The 18,876-nt window shown below is 66.1% G+C and carries 16 protein-coding genes and 2 tRNA genes; 12 read left to right on the top strand and 6 right to left on the bottom strand.

Annotated elements, in window-relative coordinates:
- The first annotated feature begins 3 nt into the window (after nucleotides 1–3).
- The 3 genes from A5625_RS24150 to A5625_RS24140 are packed head-to-tail and all read left to right on the top strand — an operon-like array spanning nucleotide 4 to nucleotide 5,914.
- Nucleotides 4–4,845: an NAD-glutamate dehydrogenase gene (locus A5625_RS24150; RefSeq protein ID WP_067000148.1), complete on the top strand. Its 4,842-nt coding sequence runs from the start codon at nucleotides 4–6 to the stop codon at nucleotides 4,843–4,845.
- Entirely contained in the window at nucleotides 4,842–5,255 is a 414-nt protein-coding gene (locus A5625_RS24145; protein ID WP_067000145.1) for a thioesterase family protein, read from the top strand. Before A5625_RS24150 ends, A5625_RS24145 begins: the two co-directional genes overlap by 4 nt.
- Complete coding sequence (locus A5625_RS24140; RefSeq protein WP_067000142.1) at nucleotides 5,243–5,914, top strand: hypothetical protein; 672 nt, start codon at nucleotides 5,243–5,245, stop codon at nucleotides 5,912–5,914. The genes A5625_RS24145 and A5625_RS24140 overlap by 13 nt, the downstream gene beginning before the upstream one ends.
- 78 nt (nucleotides 5,915–5,992) lie before the next feature.
- Here A5625_RS24140 and A5625_RS24135 read toward each other — a convergent pair whose 3' ends face one another.
- The 3 genes from A5625_RS24135 to A5625_RS24125 all read right to left on the bottom strand — a co-directional run bounded on the left by A5625_RS24135 (nucleotide 5,993) and on the right by A5625_RS24125 (nucleotide 9,070).
- On the bottom strand, nucleotides 5,993–7,009 hold the full coding sequence (locus A5625_RS24135) for a pyridine nucleotide-disulfide oxidoreductase (RefSeq protein WP_067000228.1): 1,017 nt from the start codon (nucleotides 7,007–7,009) through the stop codon (nucleotides 5,993–5,995).
- A 75-nt stretch (nucleotides 7,010–7,084) separates the two neighbouring features.
- Nucleotides 7,085–8,650, bottom strand: a complete 1,566-nt coding sequence (locus A5625_RS24130; protein ID WP_067000139.1) for a glycoside hydrolase family 13 protein — start codon at nucleotides 8,648–8,650, stop codon at nucleotides 7,085–7,087.
- A 24-nt stretch (nucleotides 8,651–8,674) separates the two neighbouring features.
- Entirely contained in the window at nucleotides 8,675–9,070 is a 396-nt protein-coding gene (locus A5625_RS24125; RefSeq protein WP_067000135.1) for a globin, read from the bottom strand.
- Between the two features lie 143 nt (nucleotides 9,071–9,213).
- Here A5625_RS24125 and A5625_RS24120 point away from each other — a divergent pair, with 143 nt between their 5' ends.
- The 3 genes from A5625_RS24120 to A5625_RS24110 all read left to right on the top strand — a co-directional run bounded on the left by A5625_RS24120 (nucleotide 9,214) and on the right by A5625_RS24110 (nucleotide 10,619).
- A complete protein-coding gene (locus tag A5625_RS24120) occupies nucleotides 9,214–9,861 on the top strand; it encodes an HNH endonuclease (RefSeq protein ID WP_067000133.1) in 648 nt (215 codons plus the stop codon).
- A gap of 67 nt (nucleotides 9,862–9,928) precedes the next feature.
- Nucleotides 9,929–10,165, top strand: coding sequence for a hypothetical protein (locus tag A5625_RS24115; RefSeq protein WP_067000130.1), 237 nt, complete (start codon nucleotides 9,929–9,931; stop codon nucleotides 10,163–10,165).
- On the top strand, nucleotides 10,152–10,619 hold the full coding sequence (locus A5625_RS24110; RefSeq protein WP_067000127.1) for a DUF5130 domain-containing protein: 468 nt from the start codon (nucleotides 10,152–10,154) through the stop codon (nucleotides 10,617–10,619). The genes A5625_RS24115 and A5625_RS24110 overlap by 14 nt, the downstream gene beginning before the upstream one ends.
- Before the next feature lie 73 nt (nucleotides 10,620–10,692).
- On the opposite strand, the gene pepN is transcribed toward A5625_RS24110, so the two are convergent.
- Nucleotides 10,693–13,272, bottom strand: a complete 2,580-nt coding sequence (gene pepN / locus A5625_RS24105) for an aminopeptidase N (protein ID WP_067000123.1) — start codon at nucleotides 13,270–13,272, stop codon at nucleotides 10,693–10,695.
- Nucleotides 13,273–13,363: 91 nt separating this feature from the next.
- Here pepN and A5625_RS24100 point away from each other — a divergent pair, with 91 nt between their 5' ends.
- The 4 genes from A5625_RS24100 (at nucleotide 13,364) to A5625_RS29725 (ending at nucleotide 15,764) form a co-directional block, all read left to right on the top strand.
- Nucleotides 13,364–13,987 (top strand): DsbA family protein, encoded by a 624-nt coding sequence (locus A5625_RS24100; RefSeq protein ID WP_067000119.1) that lies wholly within the window; start codon nucleotides 13,364–13,366, stop codon nucleotides 13,985–13,987.
- Between the two features lie 54 nt (nucleotides 13,988–14,041).
- Nucleotides 14,042–14,521, top strand: a complete 480-nt coding sequence (locus A5625_RS24095; protein WP_067000117.1) for a ribose-5-phosphate isomerase — start codon at nucleotides 14,042–14,044, stop codon at nucleotides 14,519–14,521.
- Nucleotides 14,522–14,539: 18 nt separating this feature from the next.
- The gene (locus tag A5625_RS24090) at nucleotides 14,540–15,346 is read left to right on the top strand and encodes an Fpg/Nei family DNA glycosylase (RefSeq protein WP_067000114.1); all 807 of its coding nucleotides are present in this window, start codon (nucleotides 14,540–14,542) and stop codon (nucleotides 15,344–15,346) included.
- A 112-nt stretch (nucleotides 15,347–15,458) separates the two neighbouring features.
- On the top strand, nucleotides 15,459–15,764 hold the full coding sequence (locus tag A5625_RS29725) for a hypothetical protein (protein WP_369830041.1): 306 nt from the start codon (nucleotides 15,459–15,461) through the stop codon (nucleotides 15,762–15,764).
- Nucleotides 15,765–15,829: 65 nt separating this feature from the next.
- Here the strand turns inward: A5625_RS29725 and A5625_RS24085 are convergent, their stop codons facing one another.
- Both A5625_RS24085 and A5625_RS24080 read right to left on the bottom strand, forming a co-directional pair.
- Nucleotides 15,830–17,020 (bottom strand): serine hydrolase domain-containing protein, encoded by a 1,191-nt coding sequence (locus tag A5625_RS24085; protein ID WP_067000111.1) that lies wholly within the window; start codon nucleotides 17,018–17,020, stop codon nucleotides 15,830–15,832.
- 33 nt (nucleotides 17,021–17,053) lie between these two features.
- Nucleotides 17,054–17,124: transfer RNA gene (locus A5625_RS24080), tRNA-Gly, on the bottom strand.
- 148 nt (nucleotides 17,125–17,272) lie between these two features.
- On the opposite strand from A5625_RS24080, the gene A5625_RS24075 reads away from it, so the two are divergent.
- Together A5625_RS24075 and tig are read left to right on the top strand one after the other, a co-directional pair.
- Nucleotides 17,273–17,349, top strand: a tRNA-Pro gene (locus tag A5625_RS24075).
- Nucleotides 17,350–17,417: 68 nt separating this feature from the next.
- The gene (gene tig / locus A5625_RS24070) at nucleotides 17,418–18,824 is read left to right on the top strand and encodes a trigger factor (RefSeq protein ID WP_067000108.1); all 1,407 of its coding nucleotides are present in this window, start codon (nucleotides 17,418–17,420) and stop codon (nucleotides 18,822–18,824) included.
- Nucleotides 18,825–18,876: the final 52 nt, after the last annotated feature.

Genomic DNA, 18,876 nt, shown 5'->3' with positions numbered 1-18,876 from the left:
GGCATGACGATAGATCCCGGAGCTAAACAGGATCTCGAGCCGTGGACGACCTTCACCCAGCAGCAGGACATTCCTGAGTGGATCTCGAAAGCCTATGTAGAGAGCTATCGCGGTCCGCATAGCGACGAGTCGGGGGGTGCCGAAACCCGGCCGATCGACCTGACCGTGCCGGCGACGATCGTGTCCCCGGCCATGCTCAGCGCGCACTACCAACTCGGTCTGCACCGGCCCGACGGCGAGAGCCGCGTCGCGGTGTATCCGGCCGAAGACCCCGCCGGGTTCGGCCCCGCGCTGCAAGTCGTCACCGATCACGGCGGCATGCTGATGGATTCCGTCACGGTACTGCTGCACCGGCTCGGCGTGCCCTACACGGCGATCATGACGCCGGTGTTCGACGTGCATCGCAGCCCCGACGGTGACCTGCTCAGTGTGGCAGCGAAATCCAAAGGCGCATCGCAATTCGACGGCGAAGCGTGGATTCACGTGCAGCTGCTGCCGTCGGTCGACAGCAAGGGACTCACCGAGGTCGATCGGCTGCTGCCCAAGGTCCTGGCCGACGTTCAACAGGTCGCCAGCGACGCATCGCACTTGATCGCCACGCTGAACGAGTTGGCTGCGCAGGTCGAGGCCAACGCGCAAGACCACTTCTCGGCGCCGGACCGCGACGACGTCGCGGCGCTGCTGCGCTGGCTGGGCAACGGCAACTTCCTGCTGCTCGGCTATCAGCGCTGCCGTGTGCACGACGGTCAGGTCTCCGGTGACGGGACACGCGGTCTTGGTGTGCTGCGCACCCGCACCGGCTCGCGCCCCCGGCTGACCGACGACGACAGGCTGCTGGTTCTGGCGCAATCCGTGGTGGGCAGCTATCTGCGCTACGGCGCCTACCCGTATGTCATCGCGGTGCGCGAATACGTGGACGGCTCGGTGATCGAGCACCGCTTCGTCGGACTGTTCACGGTGGCCGCCATGAACGCCGATGTGCTGGAAATCCCGACGATCTCGCGCCGGGTCCGTGAGGCCTTGGCAATGGCCGACAACGACCCGATCCATCCGGGCCAGTTGCTGCTCGACGTCATCCAGACCGTTCCCCGCTCCGAGCTGTTCACCCTGAGCGCCGAACGGCTTCTGGCGATGGCCAAGGCGGTCGTCGATCTGGGGCCGCAACGCAACGCGTTGTTGTTCTTGCGGGCCGACCGCCTGCAGTACTTCGTCTCATGCCTGGTGTATTTGCCCCGCGACCGCTACACGACGGCGGTGCGGCTGCAGATCGAAGACATCCTGGTTCACGAATTCGGTGGCACCCGACTCGAATTCACCGCCCGGGTTAGCGAATCGCCTTGGGCGCTCATGCATTTCATGGTTCGGCTGCCTGCGGATCATCCCGACGCCGCGCCGGTCGACGTCTCCGAACGCAACCGGATCCGCATCCAGGGGCTGCTGAGCGAAGCGGCGCGAACCTGGGCCGACCGACTCATCGCCGCGGCAGCGGAAGGCTCCGTCGGGCACGCCGACGCGGAGTATTACGCCGACGCGTTCCCCGAGGTCTACAAGCAGGCCGTCGCCCCGGCCGATGCCATCGGCCACATCGCCATCATCAATGAGCTGCAAGACGATTCGGTCAAGTTGGTGTTCACCGAGGCCGACGACGGGACCGCCCAGCTGACCTGGTTCCTGGGTGGGCGCACCGCCTCGCTGAGCAAACTGCTGCCGATGCTGCAGAGCATGGGGGTGGTGGTGCTCGAGGAGCGGCCGTTCACCGTCGACCGGTCCGACGGGCTTCCGGTGTGGATCTATCAGTTCAAGATCTCACCGCACCCGACCATCCGGCTGGCCTCGACGCAAGCCGAGCGGGACGCGATGGCCGAGCGCTTCGCCGACGCGGTCACCGCCATCTGGCAGGGTCGCCTCGAGATCGACCGGTTCAACGAGCTGGTGATGCGCGCCGGCCTTCAGTGGCAGCAGGTCGTGCTGTTGCGGGCCTACGCAAAATACTTGCGGCAGGCGAACTTTCCGTACAGCCAGTCCTATATCGAGTCGGTCCTCAACGAGCATCCCTCCACCGCGCGATCGCTGGTGGCGCTGTTTGAGGCGCTGTTCGGCCCGCGGTCGAAGTCATCGACGAGTCGCGACGCGCAGGCGGCGGCCGCGGCGGTCGCAGCCGACATCGACGCGCTGGTGAGCCTGGACACAGACCGCATTCTGCGTGCCTTCGCCTCGCTGGTACAGGCCACCTTGCGGACCAATTACTTTGTCACACACGAGGGTTCGGCGCGGGCACGCAATGTGTTGGCGATCAAGTTGGACGCCCAGTTGGTCGACGAGCTGCCACTGCCGCGACCCAAGTACGAGATCTTCGTCTACTCGCCGCGGGTGGAAGGCGTGCACCTGCGGTTCGGCCCGGTGGCCCGCGGTGGGCTGCGCTGGTCGGATCGCCGAGACGACTTCCGCACCGAAATCCTCGGCCTGGTCAAGGCGCAGGCGGTCAAGAACGCCGTCATCGTGCCGGTCGGCGCCAAAGGCGGATTCGTCCTCAAGCGGCCACCGCTGCCCACCGGCGATGCCGCCGCCGACCGCGACGCCAGCCGCGCCGAGGGCGTCGCCTGCTATAAGTTGTTCATCTCCGGCCTGCTCGACGTCACCGACAACGTCGACCATGCGACCGGAAAGGTCAGTGCGCCACCGGAAGTCATTCGGCGCGATGGCGATGACGCGTATCTGGTGGTGGCCGCGGACAAGGGCACCGCCACCTTCTCCGACATCGCCAACGACGTGGCGAAGTCCTACGGATTCTGGTTGGGCGACGCGTTCGCGTCCGGCGGCTCGGTCGGCTACGACCACAAGGCCATGGGCATCACCGCCAGGGGCACGTGGGAGGCCGTCAAACGGCACTTCCGCGAGATGGATGTCGACACCCAGACCGAGGATTTCACCGTGGTGGGAATCGGCGACATGAGCGGCGATGTCTTCGGCAACGGCATGCTGCTGAGCAAGCACATCAGATTGCTCGCCGCCTTCGACCACCGCCACGTCTTCCTTGATCCCGACCCCGACGCGGCGCGTTCCTGGGAGGAGCGCCGGCGGATGTTCGACCTGCCCCGGTCCAGCTGGGAGGACTACGACACGTCGTTGATCAGCGAGGGCGGCGGGGTCTACAGCCGTGAGCACAAAGCGATCCCGGTCAGCCCCCAGGTCCGCGAGGCGTTGGGCATCGAGGGTGAGGTCACCGAGATGACGCCGCCCAACCTGGTCAAAGCGATTTTGCAGGCGCCGGTGGATCTGCTGTTCAACGGCGGCATCGGCACCTACATCAAGGCCGAGTCCGAGTCTGATGCGGACGTCGGCGACCGCGCCAACGACCCGGTTCGGGTCAACGGTTCTACGGTGCGCGCCAAGGTGATCGGCGAGGGCGGCAATCTCGGAGTGACGGCGCTGGGGCGCGTCGAGTTCGATTTATCGGGCGGCCGGATCAACACCGATGCCATGGACAACTCGGCCGGCGTGGACTCGTCGGACCACGAGGTCAACATCAAGATCCTGATCGACTCCTTGGTCACCGCGGGCAAGGTCACGCCGGACGAGCGCAAACCACTACTGGAGTCGATGACCGACGAGGTCGCGCAACTGGTGCTCACCGACAACGAGGACCAGAACGACCTGATCGGCACCAGCCGCGCCAACGCGGTCAGCCTGCTGCCGGTGCACGCCAGGCAGATTCAGTACCTGGTGGACGAGCGCGGCATCCACCGCGACCTGGAGGCGCTGCCCTCGGAGAAGGAGATCGCGCGCCGTGTGGAGGCCGGCATCGGGCTCACCTCGCCGGAGCTGTGCACGTTGATGGCTCACGTGAAACTCGGGCTCAAAGAAGAGATGCTGGAGACCGAGCTGACCGAACAGGACGTATTCGCATCCCGGCTGCCGATGTACTTCCCGAAACCGTTGCGGGAACGGTTCACCCCGGAGATCCGCACGCACCAGCTGCGTCGCGAGATCGTCACCACCATGCTGATCAACGACCTGGTGGATACCGCCGGCATCAGCTACGCGTTCCGCATCGTCGAAGACGTCGGCGTCGGATCCGTCGACGCGGTGCGCACCTACGTCGCCACCGACGCCATCTTCGGCGTGGGGGAGATCTGGCGGCGCATCCGCGTCGCGAATCTGCCTGTCGCACTGTCGGATCGGCTCACACTGGATACCCGGCGGCTGATCGACCGCGCCGGGCGGTGGCTGCTCAACTACCGTCCGCAGCCGTTGGCGGTCGGAGCAGAGATCAACCGGTTCGCCGCCAAGGTCAAGGCGCTGACGCCGCGCATGTCGGAGTGGTTGCGTGGTGACGACAAGGCCATCGTCGAAAAGGAAGCCGCGGAATTCGCATCCCAGGGCGCACCCGAAGACCTGGCCTACCTGGTTTCCTCCGGGCTCTACCGCTTCAGCCTGCTCGACATCATCGACATCGGCGACATCAACGACATCGATGCCGCCGAGGTGGCGGATACGTATTTCGCCCTGATGGACCGGCTCGGCACCGATGGGCTGCTGACGGCGGTATCCGAGCTGCCGCGCCGGGACCGTTGGCACTCCTTGGCGCGCTTGGCGATTCGTGACGATATCTACGCGTCGTTGCGGTCGCTGTGTTTCGATGTGCTCGCCGTGGGGGAGCCTGACGAAAGTGGAGAAGAAAAGATCGCCGAGTGGGAACACCTGAGTGCCTCCCGGGTCGAGCGGGCCCGCCGAACACTCATCGAGATTCAGGAAAGCGGGAACAAGGATCTCGCGACGCTGTCCGTCGCCGCCCGACAAATCCGTCGCATGACCCGGACCAGTGGAAGAGGATCGTCAAGTTGAGCGTCGGCTTCGTCGCGCCCGTGCCAGTGCGCTGGTCGGACATCGACATGTATCAGCACGTCAACCACGCCACAATGGTCACGATCCTGGAGGAGGCGCGGGTCCAGTTCCTGCGTGAGGCGTTCGAGGTCGACATCTTGACGATCGGGTTGCTCATCGCCGAGGTCAAGGTGACCTACAAAGGTCAGCTGCGGCTGGTGGATTCGCCGCTGCAGGTGACGATGTGGACCAAGCGGTTGCGGGCGGTCGACTTCACGCTGGGTTATGAAGTCCGTTCGGTCGCTGCGGATCCGGAGTCGAAACCCGCCGTCATCGCCGAGTCGCAATTGGCCGCCGTCCACATCGAAGAGGAGCGGCTGGTGCGACTCTCGCCACAACATCGGGAGTATCTGCAACGGTGGATCAGGTAGCCGACCGCGGACTATGGCTGGCCGCCGACTCGAGGGCCGCCCACCGCAGGGATCTCGCCGCGTTCGTCGATCGGGCGCTGCGACTCGATGACGCCGCGATCATCCGATTCCGGACGCGATCCGAAGGGCTGTTGACCGCCTGGGTCGCGACGGGTTTCGACGTGCTGGCCAGCAGGGTCGTCGTCGGGGAGGTGCGGCCGGGGGATCTTTCGGTGGGCGCTGACGCGCTGGCGCGCGGCCTGGCCGCTATGGATGACTCGGGTTATGTCGATCCCGGTTTCGCGATGGACTCGGCGTGGCGGGGTGCATTGCCGCCCGAATCCGGCTTCACCCACCTCGAGGACATACCCGCCCGGGTGATACTCGAGCTGGCGCAACGCGGTGCGCAACTTGCCAAGGAGCACAGCAGTTCTCATGGCCCGCCGGTGTCGCTGCTCGACCAGGAGGTCATTCAGGTGAGCGCGGACGACGTGCAGGTCGGATTGCCCATGCGCTGCGTGTTCGCCTTGACCGCGATGGGTTTCCTGCCGCAGTCACCCGATGCGGTCGACGCCGACGAATTGATCCGGGTGCGGATCCTGCCGACGTGGTTGCGCCTGGATGCCCGGTTCGGTTCGGTGTATCGCCGCCGTGGTGACCCCGCGCTGCTGCTGGGATGATCCGGGAAGCCGTGAGCGCGGCGGGCTGCGGATTCCAAATGGATCAGGCTGAGTTAAATGCGGTCGGCGGACGGGAGATCAGGGACCGTAGAGCAGCCACAGCGGCAGAACGGCGTCGAGGTGGTCCATGAATTTCTTCAGGCCCACCCGAAACTGGCCGTAGCCGTAGGGGTCTTCGGCGTACTGGGGAAACGCGATGCCCACCCCGAACAGGCCCGGGGCAAGGATTCCGTTGGTGCGGTTGTAGTCCAGTTGGCCCCACTGCGGTGTCTCCGGCAACGTTCTGCGCTCGAAGCCGACGGTGTAGACGACCCGGTCGCACTGTGCCAGTTTCGCGGCGAAGTCCGGGCTGGAGACCCAGCACCTCTCCAGGCGGTCCGGGAGCACCCCGTCGATGTTCTCCCGCGCCCACACGGCCGCTTGACCCTTCAGGCCGGTGTCGTCAAAGAGGATCCAATTATCCAGATATACAGCGTATTTCAGCGGACTCCGGTAGAAGTTGATGATTCGTTTGACGGGATGGCGAAGCAGGTTCGGCAGAACGATCATCGACGAGTGCGATGATCCGAACACGGCGACCGTCTTGCCGGCCAGTGGCTCTTGGGCGAGCTTTTCCGGGTCCAGAGCGACCTGGACCCCGATCTCATCGAGGTCAGGGTGGCAAAGTTTCTTGGGTTCCGCGCCGACGGCCAGGATCACGTTCTTCGACGAGACATCGCGCGGTTCCATTTCGATCCGCCACTGGCGGTCGTGCAGGAACAACGCGGTTGCGGTCGCGGCGATCGCGTCGACCTGCTCACGCAGGTGCTCGGTGATCCACACCAGGGGTTCGGCCACCAGGCCCAGCGCGCACGTCTCCCGGGGATCGATTTCGCGCAGCGGCATGGGCGGTGCTTCGGCGAAGCGAAACGACTTGGAGCCGTTGAAGTATTCGAGAAAGAGCCCGACGTGGGTGTTGCTCGACACCGACCTCCACTTTTGGCCGATGTCTCCGCCGGCGAAGTCCGGATCGATCCAGGCGATCCGTTCCGGCGCGATCCCGTGGTCCAGCAGCCTTCCCACCGCGGCGATACCCGCCGGCCCGGCACCGATCACTGTCCACTCGTAGGAAGCCATGCACAACATATAGAGCAGTGAGCGGCGAAATGCTCGCCACGTGTTTCCGACCGGTTACGCGAGCCAGGCCGCGGAATCCGGTGGGAGCTTCCCGTCGAGCAGCGGTGCGCTGCCCAAGATGAGTTCCCCCGCCGGCAGCGGCAGGGGGGCCGCACCGCTGTTGAGAGCGCAGATAAGCCCGCCGGGGCGCCGGAAGATCACCGCATCGCTGGACGCCTCCAGCCACTCGACGCCGTCGCCGTCGAATTCCACACGGCGCTTTCGCAATTCGAGCGCTCGCTGAAAGAAGGACAACGTGGAATCGGGATCGTCGCTCTGCTTCTCGACGGTGAGCGCCGCCCACTCCTTCGGCATCGGCAGCCATGTCTGCGCCGAGGAGGAGAACCCGAACGGGGGGTCCTCACCCGACCACGGGATCGGCACCCGGCATTTGTCCCGGCCGCGCTCGGTGTGTCCGGAGCGTTCCCAGGTCGGGTCCTGCAGCACCTCGTCAGGCAGGTCCAGCACGTCCGGGAGGCCCAACTCCTCGCCGTTGTAGATGAACACCGCACCCGGCAGGGCGAGCATCACCATCGTCATCGCATTCGCCCGGCGCAGCCCGATCTCGCCGCCGCCGTACCGGGTGACCTCGCGGCCGACGTCGTGGTTGGACAGCGTCCAGGTCGGGATGGACTGATGGATTGCCGTGGCCGCCAGCGAATTCTGGATCGCGTCGTGGATTTCGGCGGCGTCGAAGTCGATCTTGGTCAGCCGGAAGTTGAACCCGAGGTGCAATTCGTCGGGCCGCAGATACTGGGCCCACAGCAGGTTGTCCAGCACCCACACCTCGCCGATGGTCACCGCTTCGGGGTAATCGTCGACGATCCTGCGGATGCCGCGATGGATGTCGTGCACGGTCGGGTGATTGAACCGCGGGTCGTCGTCGCTGTGGCTGAGCACCTTGACGTCGTCTTTCGCGTCGGGCAGGTCGGACGGCTTGGCCATGCCGTGGGCCACGTCTATGCGAAAGCCGTCCACGCCGCGCTCCAGCCAGAAGCGCAGCGTCTTCTCGAAGTCGTCGAAGACGTCGGGGTGTTCCCAGTTCAGGTCGGGCTGCTCGGTGTCGAAAAGGTGTAGGTACCACTGCCCGGGATTGCCGTCCGGTTCGACCACCCGCGTCCAGGCCGACCCGCCGAACACCGAGGTCCAGTTGTTCGGCGGCAGCTCGCCATGCTCGCCCCGCCCGTCGCGAAAGTAGTAACGCTCCCGCGCGTCGGTGCCCGGGCCGGCCGCCAGCGCCGCCTGAAACCACGGATGCGCCGAACTGGTGTGGTTGGGCACCACGTCCATGGTGATCTTGATGCCCCGCTGGTGTGCGGCCGGGATCAGCCGCTCGATGGCCGCCATCCCGCCGAACAGCGGGTCGATGTCCCGGGGATCGGCCACGTCGTAGCCGTGATCAGCCATGGGTGAGACGGTGACCGGATTCAGCCAGATCGCGTCGACGCCCAGCCGCTCGAGGTGATCCAATTGGGCCAGCACCCCGTCGATATCTCCCACGCCGTCGCCGTTGCTGTCGGCGAACGACCGTGGATACACCTGGTAGAAGACCGCGTTCGACCACCATGGTCCGGGGCTCATCCTGCTCCGTTCAGTTGCTGGGTATCACAGGGGCGAGTTGACGAGTGAGTGGGCAGCCATTTCCAGATAGTCGAGCAACGCGCGACGGTGTTCGTCGTCGAGTGTCTGCGAATCGATGGAGGCGACGGCCGTGTGCATGCACCGCAGCCACGCGTCACGCGCCAGGGGAGTGATCCGGAACGGCACGTGACGCATCCGCAGCCGGGGGTGTCCGCGCCGGTCGGAGTAGGTGCGCGGGCCGCCCCAGTACTGCTCGAGGAACATCCGCAAGCGCTCTTCGGCGCCCTCCAGGTCGTCCAGCGGATACAGCTCACGCAGTATCTCGTCCTCGGGGACCTGGGCGTAAAAGCGCGACACGATCGCGTGGAAAGTCTCGGCACCGCCGATCGCGTCGTAGAAGGACTGTGCAACCTCATCCATCGCCGTCCATTGTGGTGCATCCTCGCGGGGCCGGGCTGAGGCGGCCCGGCCTCACGCCGGGTGTTCATCGGATCGACACGGCGTTCACCTGCAATAGGGGTGCGATTGGCGGCGAATCATGGTGGACTGTTCGCGGAGGATCTATGGCGCAGGGCAAGAGACGCCGCAGTCACCGCAATCCGGTAGCCGCGGCAGGGTCAACCGGGCCCACAACCGTGTCGTCGTTGCATAGCGTTGAAGTCCATCCGCCCACCCGTTCCGAGAGCACTTCCATCTGGAGCCGACGGCGGGTCCTGCTGCTCAATTCCACCTATGAGCCGCTGACCGCGCTGCCCATGCGGCGCGCGATCGTCATGGTGATCTGCGGAAAGGCCGACGTGGTGCACCACGATCCGGCCGGCCCGGTCATTCACTCGGCGACCAGTTCGATCGTGGTGCCCTCGGTGATCCAACTGCGGTCCTACGTCCGCGTTCCCTACCGGGCGCGCGTTCCGATGACCCGCGCCGCGCTGATGCACCGCGACCGGTTCTGCTGCGCCTATTGCGGGTCGAAGGCGGACACCGTCGACCACGTCGTGCCGCGCAGCCGCGGCGGTGACCATTCCTGGGAGAATTGCGTCGCGTGCTGCTCGACCTGCAACCACCGCAAGGGCGACAAGCTGCTCAACGAACTGGGCTGGACGCTGCGCCGGCCGCCGCTGCCGCCGACCGGACAACATTGGCGGCTGCTGTCGACGGTCAAGGAACTGGACCCGGCCTGGGCCCGATATCTGGGTGAAGGCGCGGCCTGATCACCAATCTGGCGTCCGGTCGCGCCGGTAGATCGCTGCGTGGGATACGGTTTGCGTCGTGAGTCCTATGCATCTTCACCTGTTCATCGTCGGAATACCACTGTTGCTGGTGGTCGCGCTGTCGGTGCTGATCTGGTCCCGCAAGGGACCGCACCCGGCGTCCTACAAGCTGGGCGAGAAGTGGACGCATCCGCCGATTCTCTGGGCTGCCACCGGCGAAGATGTCGGCCATGCCCACGGCGGGCACGGTGGGCACGACACGTCGGAATTCGCAGTTGGAGGTGGCGCCAGTGGCACGTGGTGAGGTAGCGACGAGAGAACCCGCCGAGCTGCCGCCTGGCTGGGTGATCACCACCAGCGGACGGATCTCGGGCGTCACCGAGCCGGGCGAACTGTCGGTGCAGTTCCCCTTTTCCACCAAAGACCTGGTCACCGTGGACGATGCGCTGAAATACGGATCGCGGGCATCCAAGACGCGTTTCGCGGTCTATCTGGGCGACCTGGGCACCGACACCGCCGCACGCGCTCGCCAGATCCTGGCCGACGTGCCGACGCCGAACAATGCGGTGCTGCTGGCCGTCTCACCCGACCAGAAGGTCATCGAGGTGGTCTACGGCACGGAGGTTCGCGGCCGGGGCGCCGAGTCGGCCGCACCGCTGGGTGTCGCCGCCGCATCGTCGGCATTCGAGCGGGGTGACCTGGTCGACGGCCTGGTCAGCGCGATCCGCGTGCTCAGCGCCGGGATTTCGCCGGCTTAGTGGCGATCGCAAGCGCGGCGTAGCCGGGCGCGGCGGGTCGCCACCATTGCTTAGTTCTAAGCGGCGGGGGCGCTCAGCTCTCGCTGGCGTCGAAACGGCGCGCCCGCAACGAACGCTTCACTCCGGCCTGACCCTCGAGCACCAGACGTCGCAACGCCGCCGGCACCTGCGGGTCGGACAAGAACTTGTCCGCGGCGGCAATGCCGTCGTCGCTGATGTCCCAGTGCGGATACAGGCCGATCACCACCGTCTGCGCCACTTCGCTGGATCGGCGCGCCCAGACTCCGGAGATCACCTCGAAATAGCGCTCTGTGAACGGCTTGAGCAACTCGGCCTGCCCCGCCGGCGCGATGCCCGCGATGATCGAGCGGGCGGTGATGTTGGCCAGGGTGTCGTCCTCCACCACCATCGTCCAGGCTTCCTCCTTGACCCGCAGCTGAGGCCGGGCCGTCGCGGCCTGGGCCCCGTGCCGCTTGCCGGCGGCGGTCGGATCGCGCTGGATCTCGGCATCGATGAACGGCGTCGCGGGCCCATCGGCGTCGATGGCACCGGCGGTGGCCAGCGCCGTCACGATCCGCCACCGCAGGTCCGTGTCGATCTCGAGGCCGGCCAGTCCCAACTCGGCGGGACCCCGCTCCAGCAGCTCCGCCAGCGTCGCGACATGGTCCGTCGACAGCACCGACGAGCACAGCGTGTTAACGAAGGCGAGCTGGTGGTCCGAGCCGGGCTGCGCGGCACGCGCCAACTCCAACAGCCGGTCGGCGAACTGCGGCCAGCCCTGCTCGCGCGCCCAGCCCTGTTCGGCGTACGACGTCAGCGCAGTCTGCGCCTGCAGCAGCAGCCGTTGTGCCACCCCGACCTCGGATTCGGCGTGCACGCCACCCGTCACCAGGGCCACGAAATCGCGCGCCCGCAGTTCGGCTTCACGCGTCATCTCCCAAGCGGCCGACCAGACCAGCGAGCGCGGCAGCGGCTCGGCGATGTCGGCGATGCGCTCCAGCGCGGTGCCTAGCGACTCCGTGTCCAGCCGTAACGAGCAATACGTCAGGTCGTCGTCATTGACCAGGACCAGCTGGCCCCGCGAAACACCAACCAGTGCAGGAACTTCCGTGACCGAACCTTCGACGTCGAGCTCTTCGCGGTGCACTCGCACCAGCTTTCCGCTGCCGTCGTCGTCGTAGATCCCGACCGCCAGCCGGTGCACCCGGGTCTCGCCGGCGCCCGGTGCGGCGCCGCTCTGAGTCACCGCGAACCGGGTGAACCTGCCGTCCGTGTCGACGTCGAAATCCGGCCGCAGCGTATTCAGCCCGGTCGTCTTGAGCCACTGCTGACCCCAATCGGACAGGTCGCGTCCCGACGCCTGCTCCAGCGCGGTGACCAGGTCGTCGAAGGTGGCATTCCCGAAGGCGTGGGCGCGGAAGTAGTCTCGCAGCCCGGCCAGGAAGTGCTCCAACCCGACATAGGCGACGAGTTGCTTGAGCACCGAAGCGCCTTTGGCGTAGGTGATGCCGTCGAAGTTCACCTCGACCGCGGCCAAGTCGGGGATGTCGGCGGCGATCGGATGCGTCGACGGCAACTGATCCTGGCGGTAGGCCCACGACTTCTCCACCGTGGCGAATGTCGTCCAGGCCTCGGTGAATTCGGTTGCCTCGCTTTGGCACAGCACCGAGGCGAAGGTCGCGAACGACTCGTTCAGCCACAGGTCGTCCCACCAGGCCATGGTGACCAGATCCCCGAACCACATGTGCGCCATCTCATGCAGCACGGTCTCGGCGCGCCGTTCGTAGGATGCCCGGGTGACCTTGCTGCGAAACACGTAGTCCTCAAGGAAGGTCACCGCGCCGGCGTTTTCCATTGCGCCGGCGTTGAATTCGGGAACGAACAGCTGATCGTATTTCCCGAACGCGTAGGGGAGCCCAAAGTTCTTGTGGTAGAAGCCAAATCCCTGTTTGGTTTGGGTGAACAGCCGCTCGGCGTCCATGTGTTGCGCCAAAGACGACCGGCAGTAGATGCCCAGCGGGATCTCGCCGTGCTCATCGGTGTAAACGTCGTTCCATTCGGCGTAGGGGCCGGCGATCAGCGCGACCAGATAGGTGCTCATCCGGGGTGTGGTGGCAAAGGTGTGCACGCCGTCTTCCACCGACACCGTCGCGCCGTTGGAGATCACCTTCCAATGCGTGGGCGCGGTGACCCGCACGTCGAAGGTGGCCTTGAGGTCGGGCTGGTCGAAGCAGGCGAACATGCGCTTGGCATCGGCGGTTTCGAACTGCGAGTACAGATAGGTCTCGTCGTCGACCGGGTCGACGAATCGGTGCAGACCCTCGCCGGTGTTGGAGTAACGGCAGTCCGCGTCAACCACGACGATGTTGCGGTCGGCCAGCCCGCGCAGTGGGATACCGGTGGATTCGTCGTATCCGGAAACGTCCAGATCGTGCCCGTTGAGGGTGGCGCTGCGAATGGTGTCGGCGGCGATGTCGATGACCGTGTCGGCGCCGTCGAGCGCATCGAACACCACCGTGGTGAGCGAGCGGAAGTTCCGTTCACTGGGAGCGCCACTGCCGTCGGTGAGATCTAGGTCGATCTGATAGCTGGCGACGGTGATCAGGGAAGCGCGTTCGACGGCCTGTTCGCGGGTGAGGTTGGGAAGTGCCACGTGTCCAACTTACGGGTCGGGCGAAGCGGGAACAGGATCCAGACGCCTACGGTTATGAAGAGCAGTCTTTTATCCGACGAGAGGATGCGCCATGCCTGACACCGCCGCCGCGAAAAACAAAGCCGATTTCTGGTTCGATCCGCTATGTCCGTGGGCATGGATCACCTCGCGCTGGATCCTCGAAGTGGAAAAGGTTCGCGACATCGAGGTGAACTTTCACGTGATGAGCCTGGCGGTGCTCAACGAGAACCGCGAAGGTCTGCCCGACGAATACCGCGAACGGCTGGCGAAGGCCTTCGGCCCGGTGCGCGTGGCGATCGCCGCTGAGCAGGCCCACGGGGCCGAGGTGCTGCGGCCGCTGTACACCGCGATGGGGACCCGGATCCACAACGAGGGCAACAAAGAACTCGACGACGTGATCAAGCTGGCGCTGGCCGACGCCGACCTGCCCGCCGAGTTGGCGGAGGCCGCGAACAGCGACGCCTACGACGAAGCGCTGCGCAAGAGCCACCACGCCGGCATGGACGCGGTCGGCGACGACGTCGGCACACCGACCATCCACGTCAACGACGTGGCCTTCTTCGGGCCGGTGCTCTCCAAGATCCCGCGGGGTGAGGAAGCGGGCAAGCTGTGGGACGCCTCGGTCACCTTCGCGTCCTACCCGCACTTCTTCGAGCTCAAGCGGACCCGCACCGAGAAGCCCGAATTCGACTAGACCGCACTGGATCGCCGCGAAACGGGCGGCGGTGGCTGTGTAAGGATTGCGGGCATGCGCGTCTACCTCGGCTCTGACCACGCCGGATTCGAGCTCAAGCAGCAGATCATCGACCACCTCCAGAAATCCGGGTACGAGCCGATCGACTGCGGTGCCTTCAGCTACGACGCCGAAGACGATTACCCGGCGTTTTGCATCGCCGCCGCCACTCGCACGGTCGCCGACCCGGACAGCCTGGGCATCGTGCTGGGTGGCTCGGGCAACGGAGAGCAGATCGCCGCCAACAAGGTCCCCGGCGCCCGGTGCGCGCTGGCCTGGAGCGTCGAAACCGCGACGCTGGCCCGCGAACACAACAACGCCCAACTGATCGGCATCGGCGGACGGATGCACACCGTGGCCGAGGCGCTGGCCATCGTCGACGCCTTCTTGACCACGCCGTGGTCGAAAGCCGAACGCCACCAACGGCGTATCGACATACTCGCCGAATACGAACGCACCCACCAGGCCCCGCCGGTACCCGGCGCGGCTGATTGACGCCGGAAAGGTCTGCGCGTGCCCGAAGGGCATACCCTGCATCGGTTGGCCCGGCTGCACCAACGCCGGTACGCCGGCGCCCCCGTGGCGGTGTCCAGCCCCCAGGGCCGCTTCGCTGATTCGGCGGCGGTGGTCAACGGTCGGGTGCTGCAGCGCACCAGCGCCTGGGGGAAGCACCTGTTTCACCACTACGCCGGCGGCCCGATCGTGCACGTGCATCTCGGGCTGTACGGCGCCTTCACCGAGTGGGAACGTACCGGCGACGGACTGTTTCCCGAAGCGGTCGGGCAGGTCCGGATGCGCATGATCGGCGCCGATCACGGCACCGACCTGCGCGGGCCGACGGTGTGCGAGGTCATCGACGAAGGCCAAGTCAGCGACGTCCTGGCCAGATTAGGCCCCGACCCGCTGCGCAGCGACGCCGATCCGTCGTGGGCGTGGAAGCGAATTGCCAAGTCCCGCAGGCCTATTGGCGCCCTGTTGATGGATCAGACGGTGATGGCCGGGGTGGGTAACGTCTATCGCAGCGAGTTGTTGTTCCGTCACCGGATCGACCCGTTCCGGCCCGGCCGCGACGTCGGCGAGGCCGAGTTCGATGCGGCCTGGAGCGACCTGGTGACGTTGATGAAGGTCGGTTTGCGGCGCGGCAAGATCATCGTGGTGCGGCCGGAGCACGATCACGGCGCGCCGTCGTACCGGCCCGATCGGCCCCGCACCTACGTCTACCGGCGCGCCGGCGAACCCTGCCGGGTGTCCGGTGATCCGATCCGCACGACGGTGCTGGAGGGCCGAAACGTTTTCTGGTGCCCGACCTGCCAGAAATGAGCCGGCCGGCCCGGCAGTTGACGCAGCCGGACCGGATTAACAGGTAACTCTCAGCCCGAAACACTGGCGCCGATTTGTTTAGCCAAAGCACCGATGGGTAATAGTCCTTGCTGTGAAAACTCTTCCACGTTTGGCCGCAACGGCTCTCGCAATCGGTGGGCTGGGACTGGCGGGCCTGGGCGTCGCAACCGAGGCGCAGGCGCATCCCGGACCTTTCCCGCAATGGTGTCCGGGTGAGTTCTGGGATCCGGGCTGGGGCGATAACTGGGACTGGAACAACTGCCACGACTGGCGTCACGAGGGTTGGGGGCCCGGGGGCTGGAACCCGCCCGGTCCGGCCGGGGGTCCCGGCTGGGGACCACCGCCGCCTCCGCATGGTCCGTGGGGACCGCCGCCGCCTCCGGGCTGGCACCCCTGATCCGATAAGTCACGCAACAAAAACGCGCCCTGCCGGTTATCGGCAGGGCGCGTTTGTGTCCGTGGCTAGCTGACTCCCAGCACCGAGTAGACCTCGTTGGACAACACCAGGCTGCGGGGGTCCGCGTTCGCCTTGGTGGGATCGAAGTGATTGGCCACATACGCGTAGCCGATGCGGTGCTCGAGATCGACGAACCCGAACGAACCCCCCAGCCCGCCGTGACCGAAGATGCGCGGGTTGGGTCCGTTGACGCAGCGCTGGTTGAGCATGTACCCCAGGCCCCATCCGTGGTCGGCGACCCGCGGGCCCAGCACCAGATCGGTCTCTAGGCCGCCCTGGCAGACCCGCACCAGATCCATGTGCTGGCGGCTGAGCAGCTTCTCCTGGGCGAGCGCGTTGTAGAACGTCGCCAGCCCAAGCGCCGAGACCTGCCCGTTGGTGCCGGGGAATTCGAGTTCGCGCCACAGGTTCAGGTCGTGTGAGCCGAGTTCGTCATCCGGGGCGAACCCCATCGAGATGGACAGTCCCGCCTTCGGGTGCTCGGCCAGGCTGGTCGGGTAGCCGGGCGCGTTCGCGTCGGCCAGCAGGTCTCGGGCGTGCGGCTTGTTGACCCGCTCGGCGCAACGGTGCTGTTCGGACAGCGGCAACCCGATGTGGACATCGGCGCCCAACGGTTCGGCGATCTCGGCGCGCAGGTATTGGCCAATGGTGCGGCCGGTGATCCGGCGAAACACCTCGCCCATGATGAAACCGAAGGTGGTCATGTGGTAACCCTGGGCGGTGCCCGGCTCCCACCACGGCTCGGCGGCGGCCAGCTGTTCGCAGACGTAGTCCCAGTCGGCGACCTGCTCCCAGCGCATCCGGGTGCGCGGGCCGATGACGCCGGAGCGGTGGCTCATCACCATCGCCACCGTGATGTCTTGTTTGCCCGCCTGGGCGAACTCGGGCCAGTAGTGCGCGACCGGCGCCTGCAGGTCCAGCTCACCACGGTCGGCGAGTTGGTGCACACAGGTGGCCGACAGGGCCTTGGTGCCGGACAACACCGTCGTCAGCGTGTTCTGCTGCCAGGTACGGGTACGGGCCGCATCGGCCCAGCCACCCCACAGATTGACCACCAGGGACCCGTCGACCCAGACCGCGACTGCGGCGCCGACTTCGGAGCCCAGCGTGAAATTGCGCTCGAACGCGTCGCGAACCCCGACGAAGTCCGACGCGCATGAGCCGTGTATTGACACGTCGCTCTTCAGGTCGCTCATGGCGCCTCTCTGTCGAGCAGATAGCCAGCCCAGAGCGGGCGACGGGAATCGAACCCGCGTAGCTAGTTTGGAAGACTAGGGCTCTACCATTGAGCTACGCCCGCATGTATTTAGTCGAGCGTGACTGTAGCTGGCGACGGAGATCAAATCTAATCGACTCGATTTTGTGATCGCTCTGTGAGGTCTGTGACGTCGCTGCGAAGCCCGTGGCCAACCAGGTGTTGAGGGGCCTTAGGATCATCGAGGTCAGCGCGGGGTGTAGCGCAGCTTGGTAGCGCATCCGCTTTGGGAGCGGAAGGCCGCAGGTTCAAATCCTGTCACCCCGACCAGCACGACCGGCACCGTGCGTTGCGCACGGCCCACCGACCGCCAAGAACGAGCACTGAGGAGCACACCCGTGAAGAGCACCGTCGAGCAGTTGAGCCCCACCCGGGTGCGCATCAACGTGGAGGTCCCTTTCTCGGAACTCGAGCCCGATTTCCAGCGTGCTTATAAGGAGCTGGCCCGGCAGGTGCGGCTGCCCGGATTCCGGCCGGGCAAGGCGCCGGCGAAGTTGCTGGAGGCCCGGTTCGGCCGTGAGGCCATGCTCGATCAGGTCGTCAACGAGGCGCTGCCGGCGCGGTACGGGCAGGCGGTCGCGGAGTCAGAGGTGCACCCACTGGGCCAGCCCGAGATCGAGGTCACCAAAAAGGAGTATGGCGAGGAGCTGGCCTTCACCGCCGAGGTCGACGTGCGCCCGAAGCTCACTCTGCCGGACCCGGGCGAACTCAAGGTCTCGGTGGACCCGATCGAGGTCAGCGACGAAGACGTGGACGCCGAACTGCAGTCTCTGCGTGCCCGGTTCGGCACCCTGACCGGAGTGGACCGCCCGGTCGCCGACGGTGACTTCGTGTCGATCGACCTGTCGGCCACTATCGACGGTGAAGAGGTTCCGGGCGCCACCGCACAGGGCCTGTCCCACGAGGTCGGGTCGGGCCGGCTCATCGCGGGCCTCGACGAAGCTCTGATCGGATTGTCGGTCGACGAGTCCAAGGAGTTCACCGCGGCGCTGGCGACCGGCGAGCACGCCGGTAAGGACGCGCAGGTGACCGTCACGGTCAAGTCGATCAAGGAACGCGAGCTGCCCGAGCCCGACGACGAGTTCGCCCAACTGGCCAGCGAGTTCGACACCATCGAGGAGCTGAAGACCAACCTGCGCGACCAGGTCGGCCGCACCAAGCGAGTCCAGCAAGCCGAGAACATCCGCGAGGCCACTCTCGACACGCTGCTCGAGCAGGTCGACGTGCCGCTGCCGGAGGCGATCGTCAAGGCGCAGGTCGACAGTGCCCTGCACAATGCCCTGCACAGCCTCAACCACGACGAAACCAAGCTCGAGGAAGTGCTGGCCCAGCAAGGCAAGTCTCGCGAAGAGTTCGAGAACGAGACGCGCACCGCCGCCGAGACGGACGTCAAGAGGCAACTGCTGCTGGACGCGCTGGCCGACGAGCTGCAGATCCAGGTCGGCCAGGAGGACCTGACCGAGCGGCTGGTGGCGACGTCACAGCAATACGGCATCGAACCCCAGCAACTGTTGGGCTACCTGCAGGAAAACAACCAGCTGCCGGCCATGTTCGCCGACGTGCGCCGGTCGCTGGCCATCGCCGAGGTGATCCGGGCGGCGACCGTCACCGACAGCGCTGGGAACACCATCGACACCAGTGAATTCTTCGGCAAGCGCACGGAGGGGGCCGGCAATCCGGCGACGGAGGACGACGAAGCCTCGGATGAGGCCGGCGAATCCGACGAGGCCGACACCGGGAAGTGACCCCGCCATGACGCTGTGAGCGAACGCGCCCGTTTCAGGGGTGCGTGGCCGC

The sequence above is a fragment of the Mycobacterium sp. 1465703.0 genome, assembly GCF_001672975.1.
Taxonomy (GTDB): Bacteria; Actinomycetota; Actinomycetes; order Mycobacteriales; family Mycobacteriaceae; genus Mycobacterium.
The sequence above is the reverse complement of the archived record's forward strand: the minus strand, read 5'-3'. Positions and strand labels throughout refer to the sequence as shown.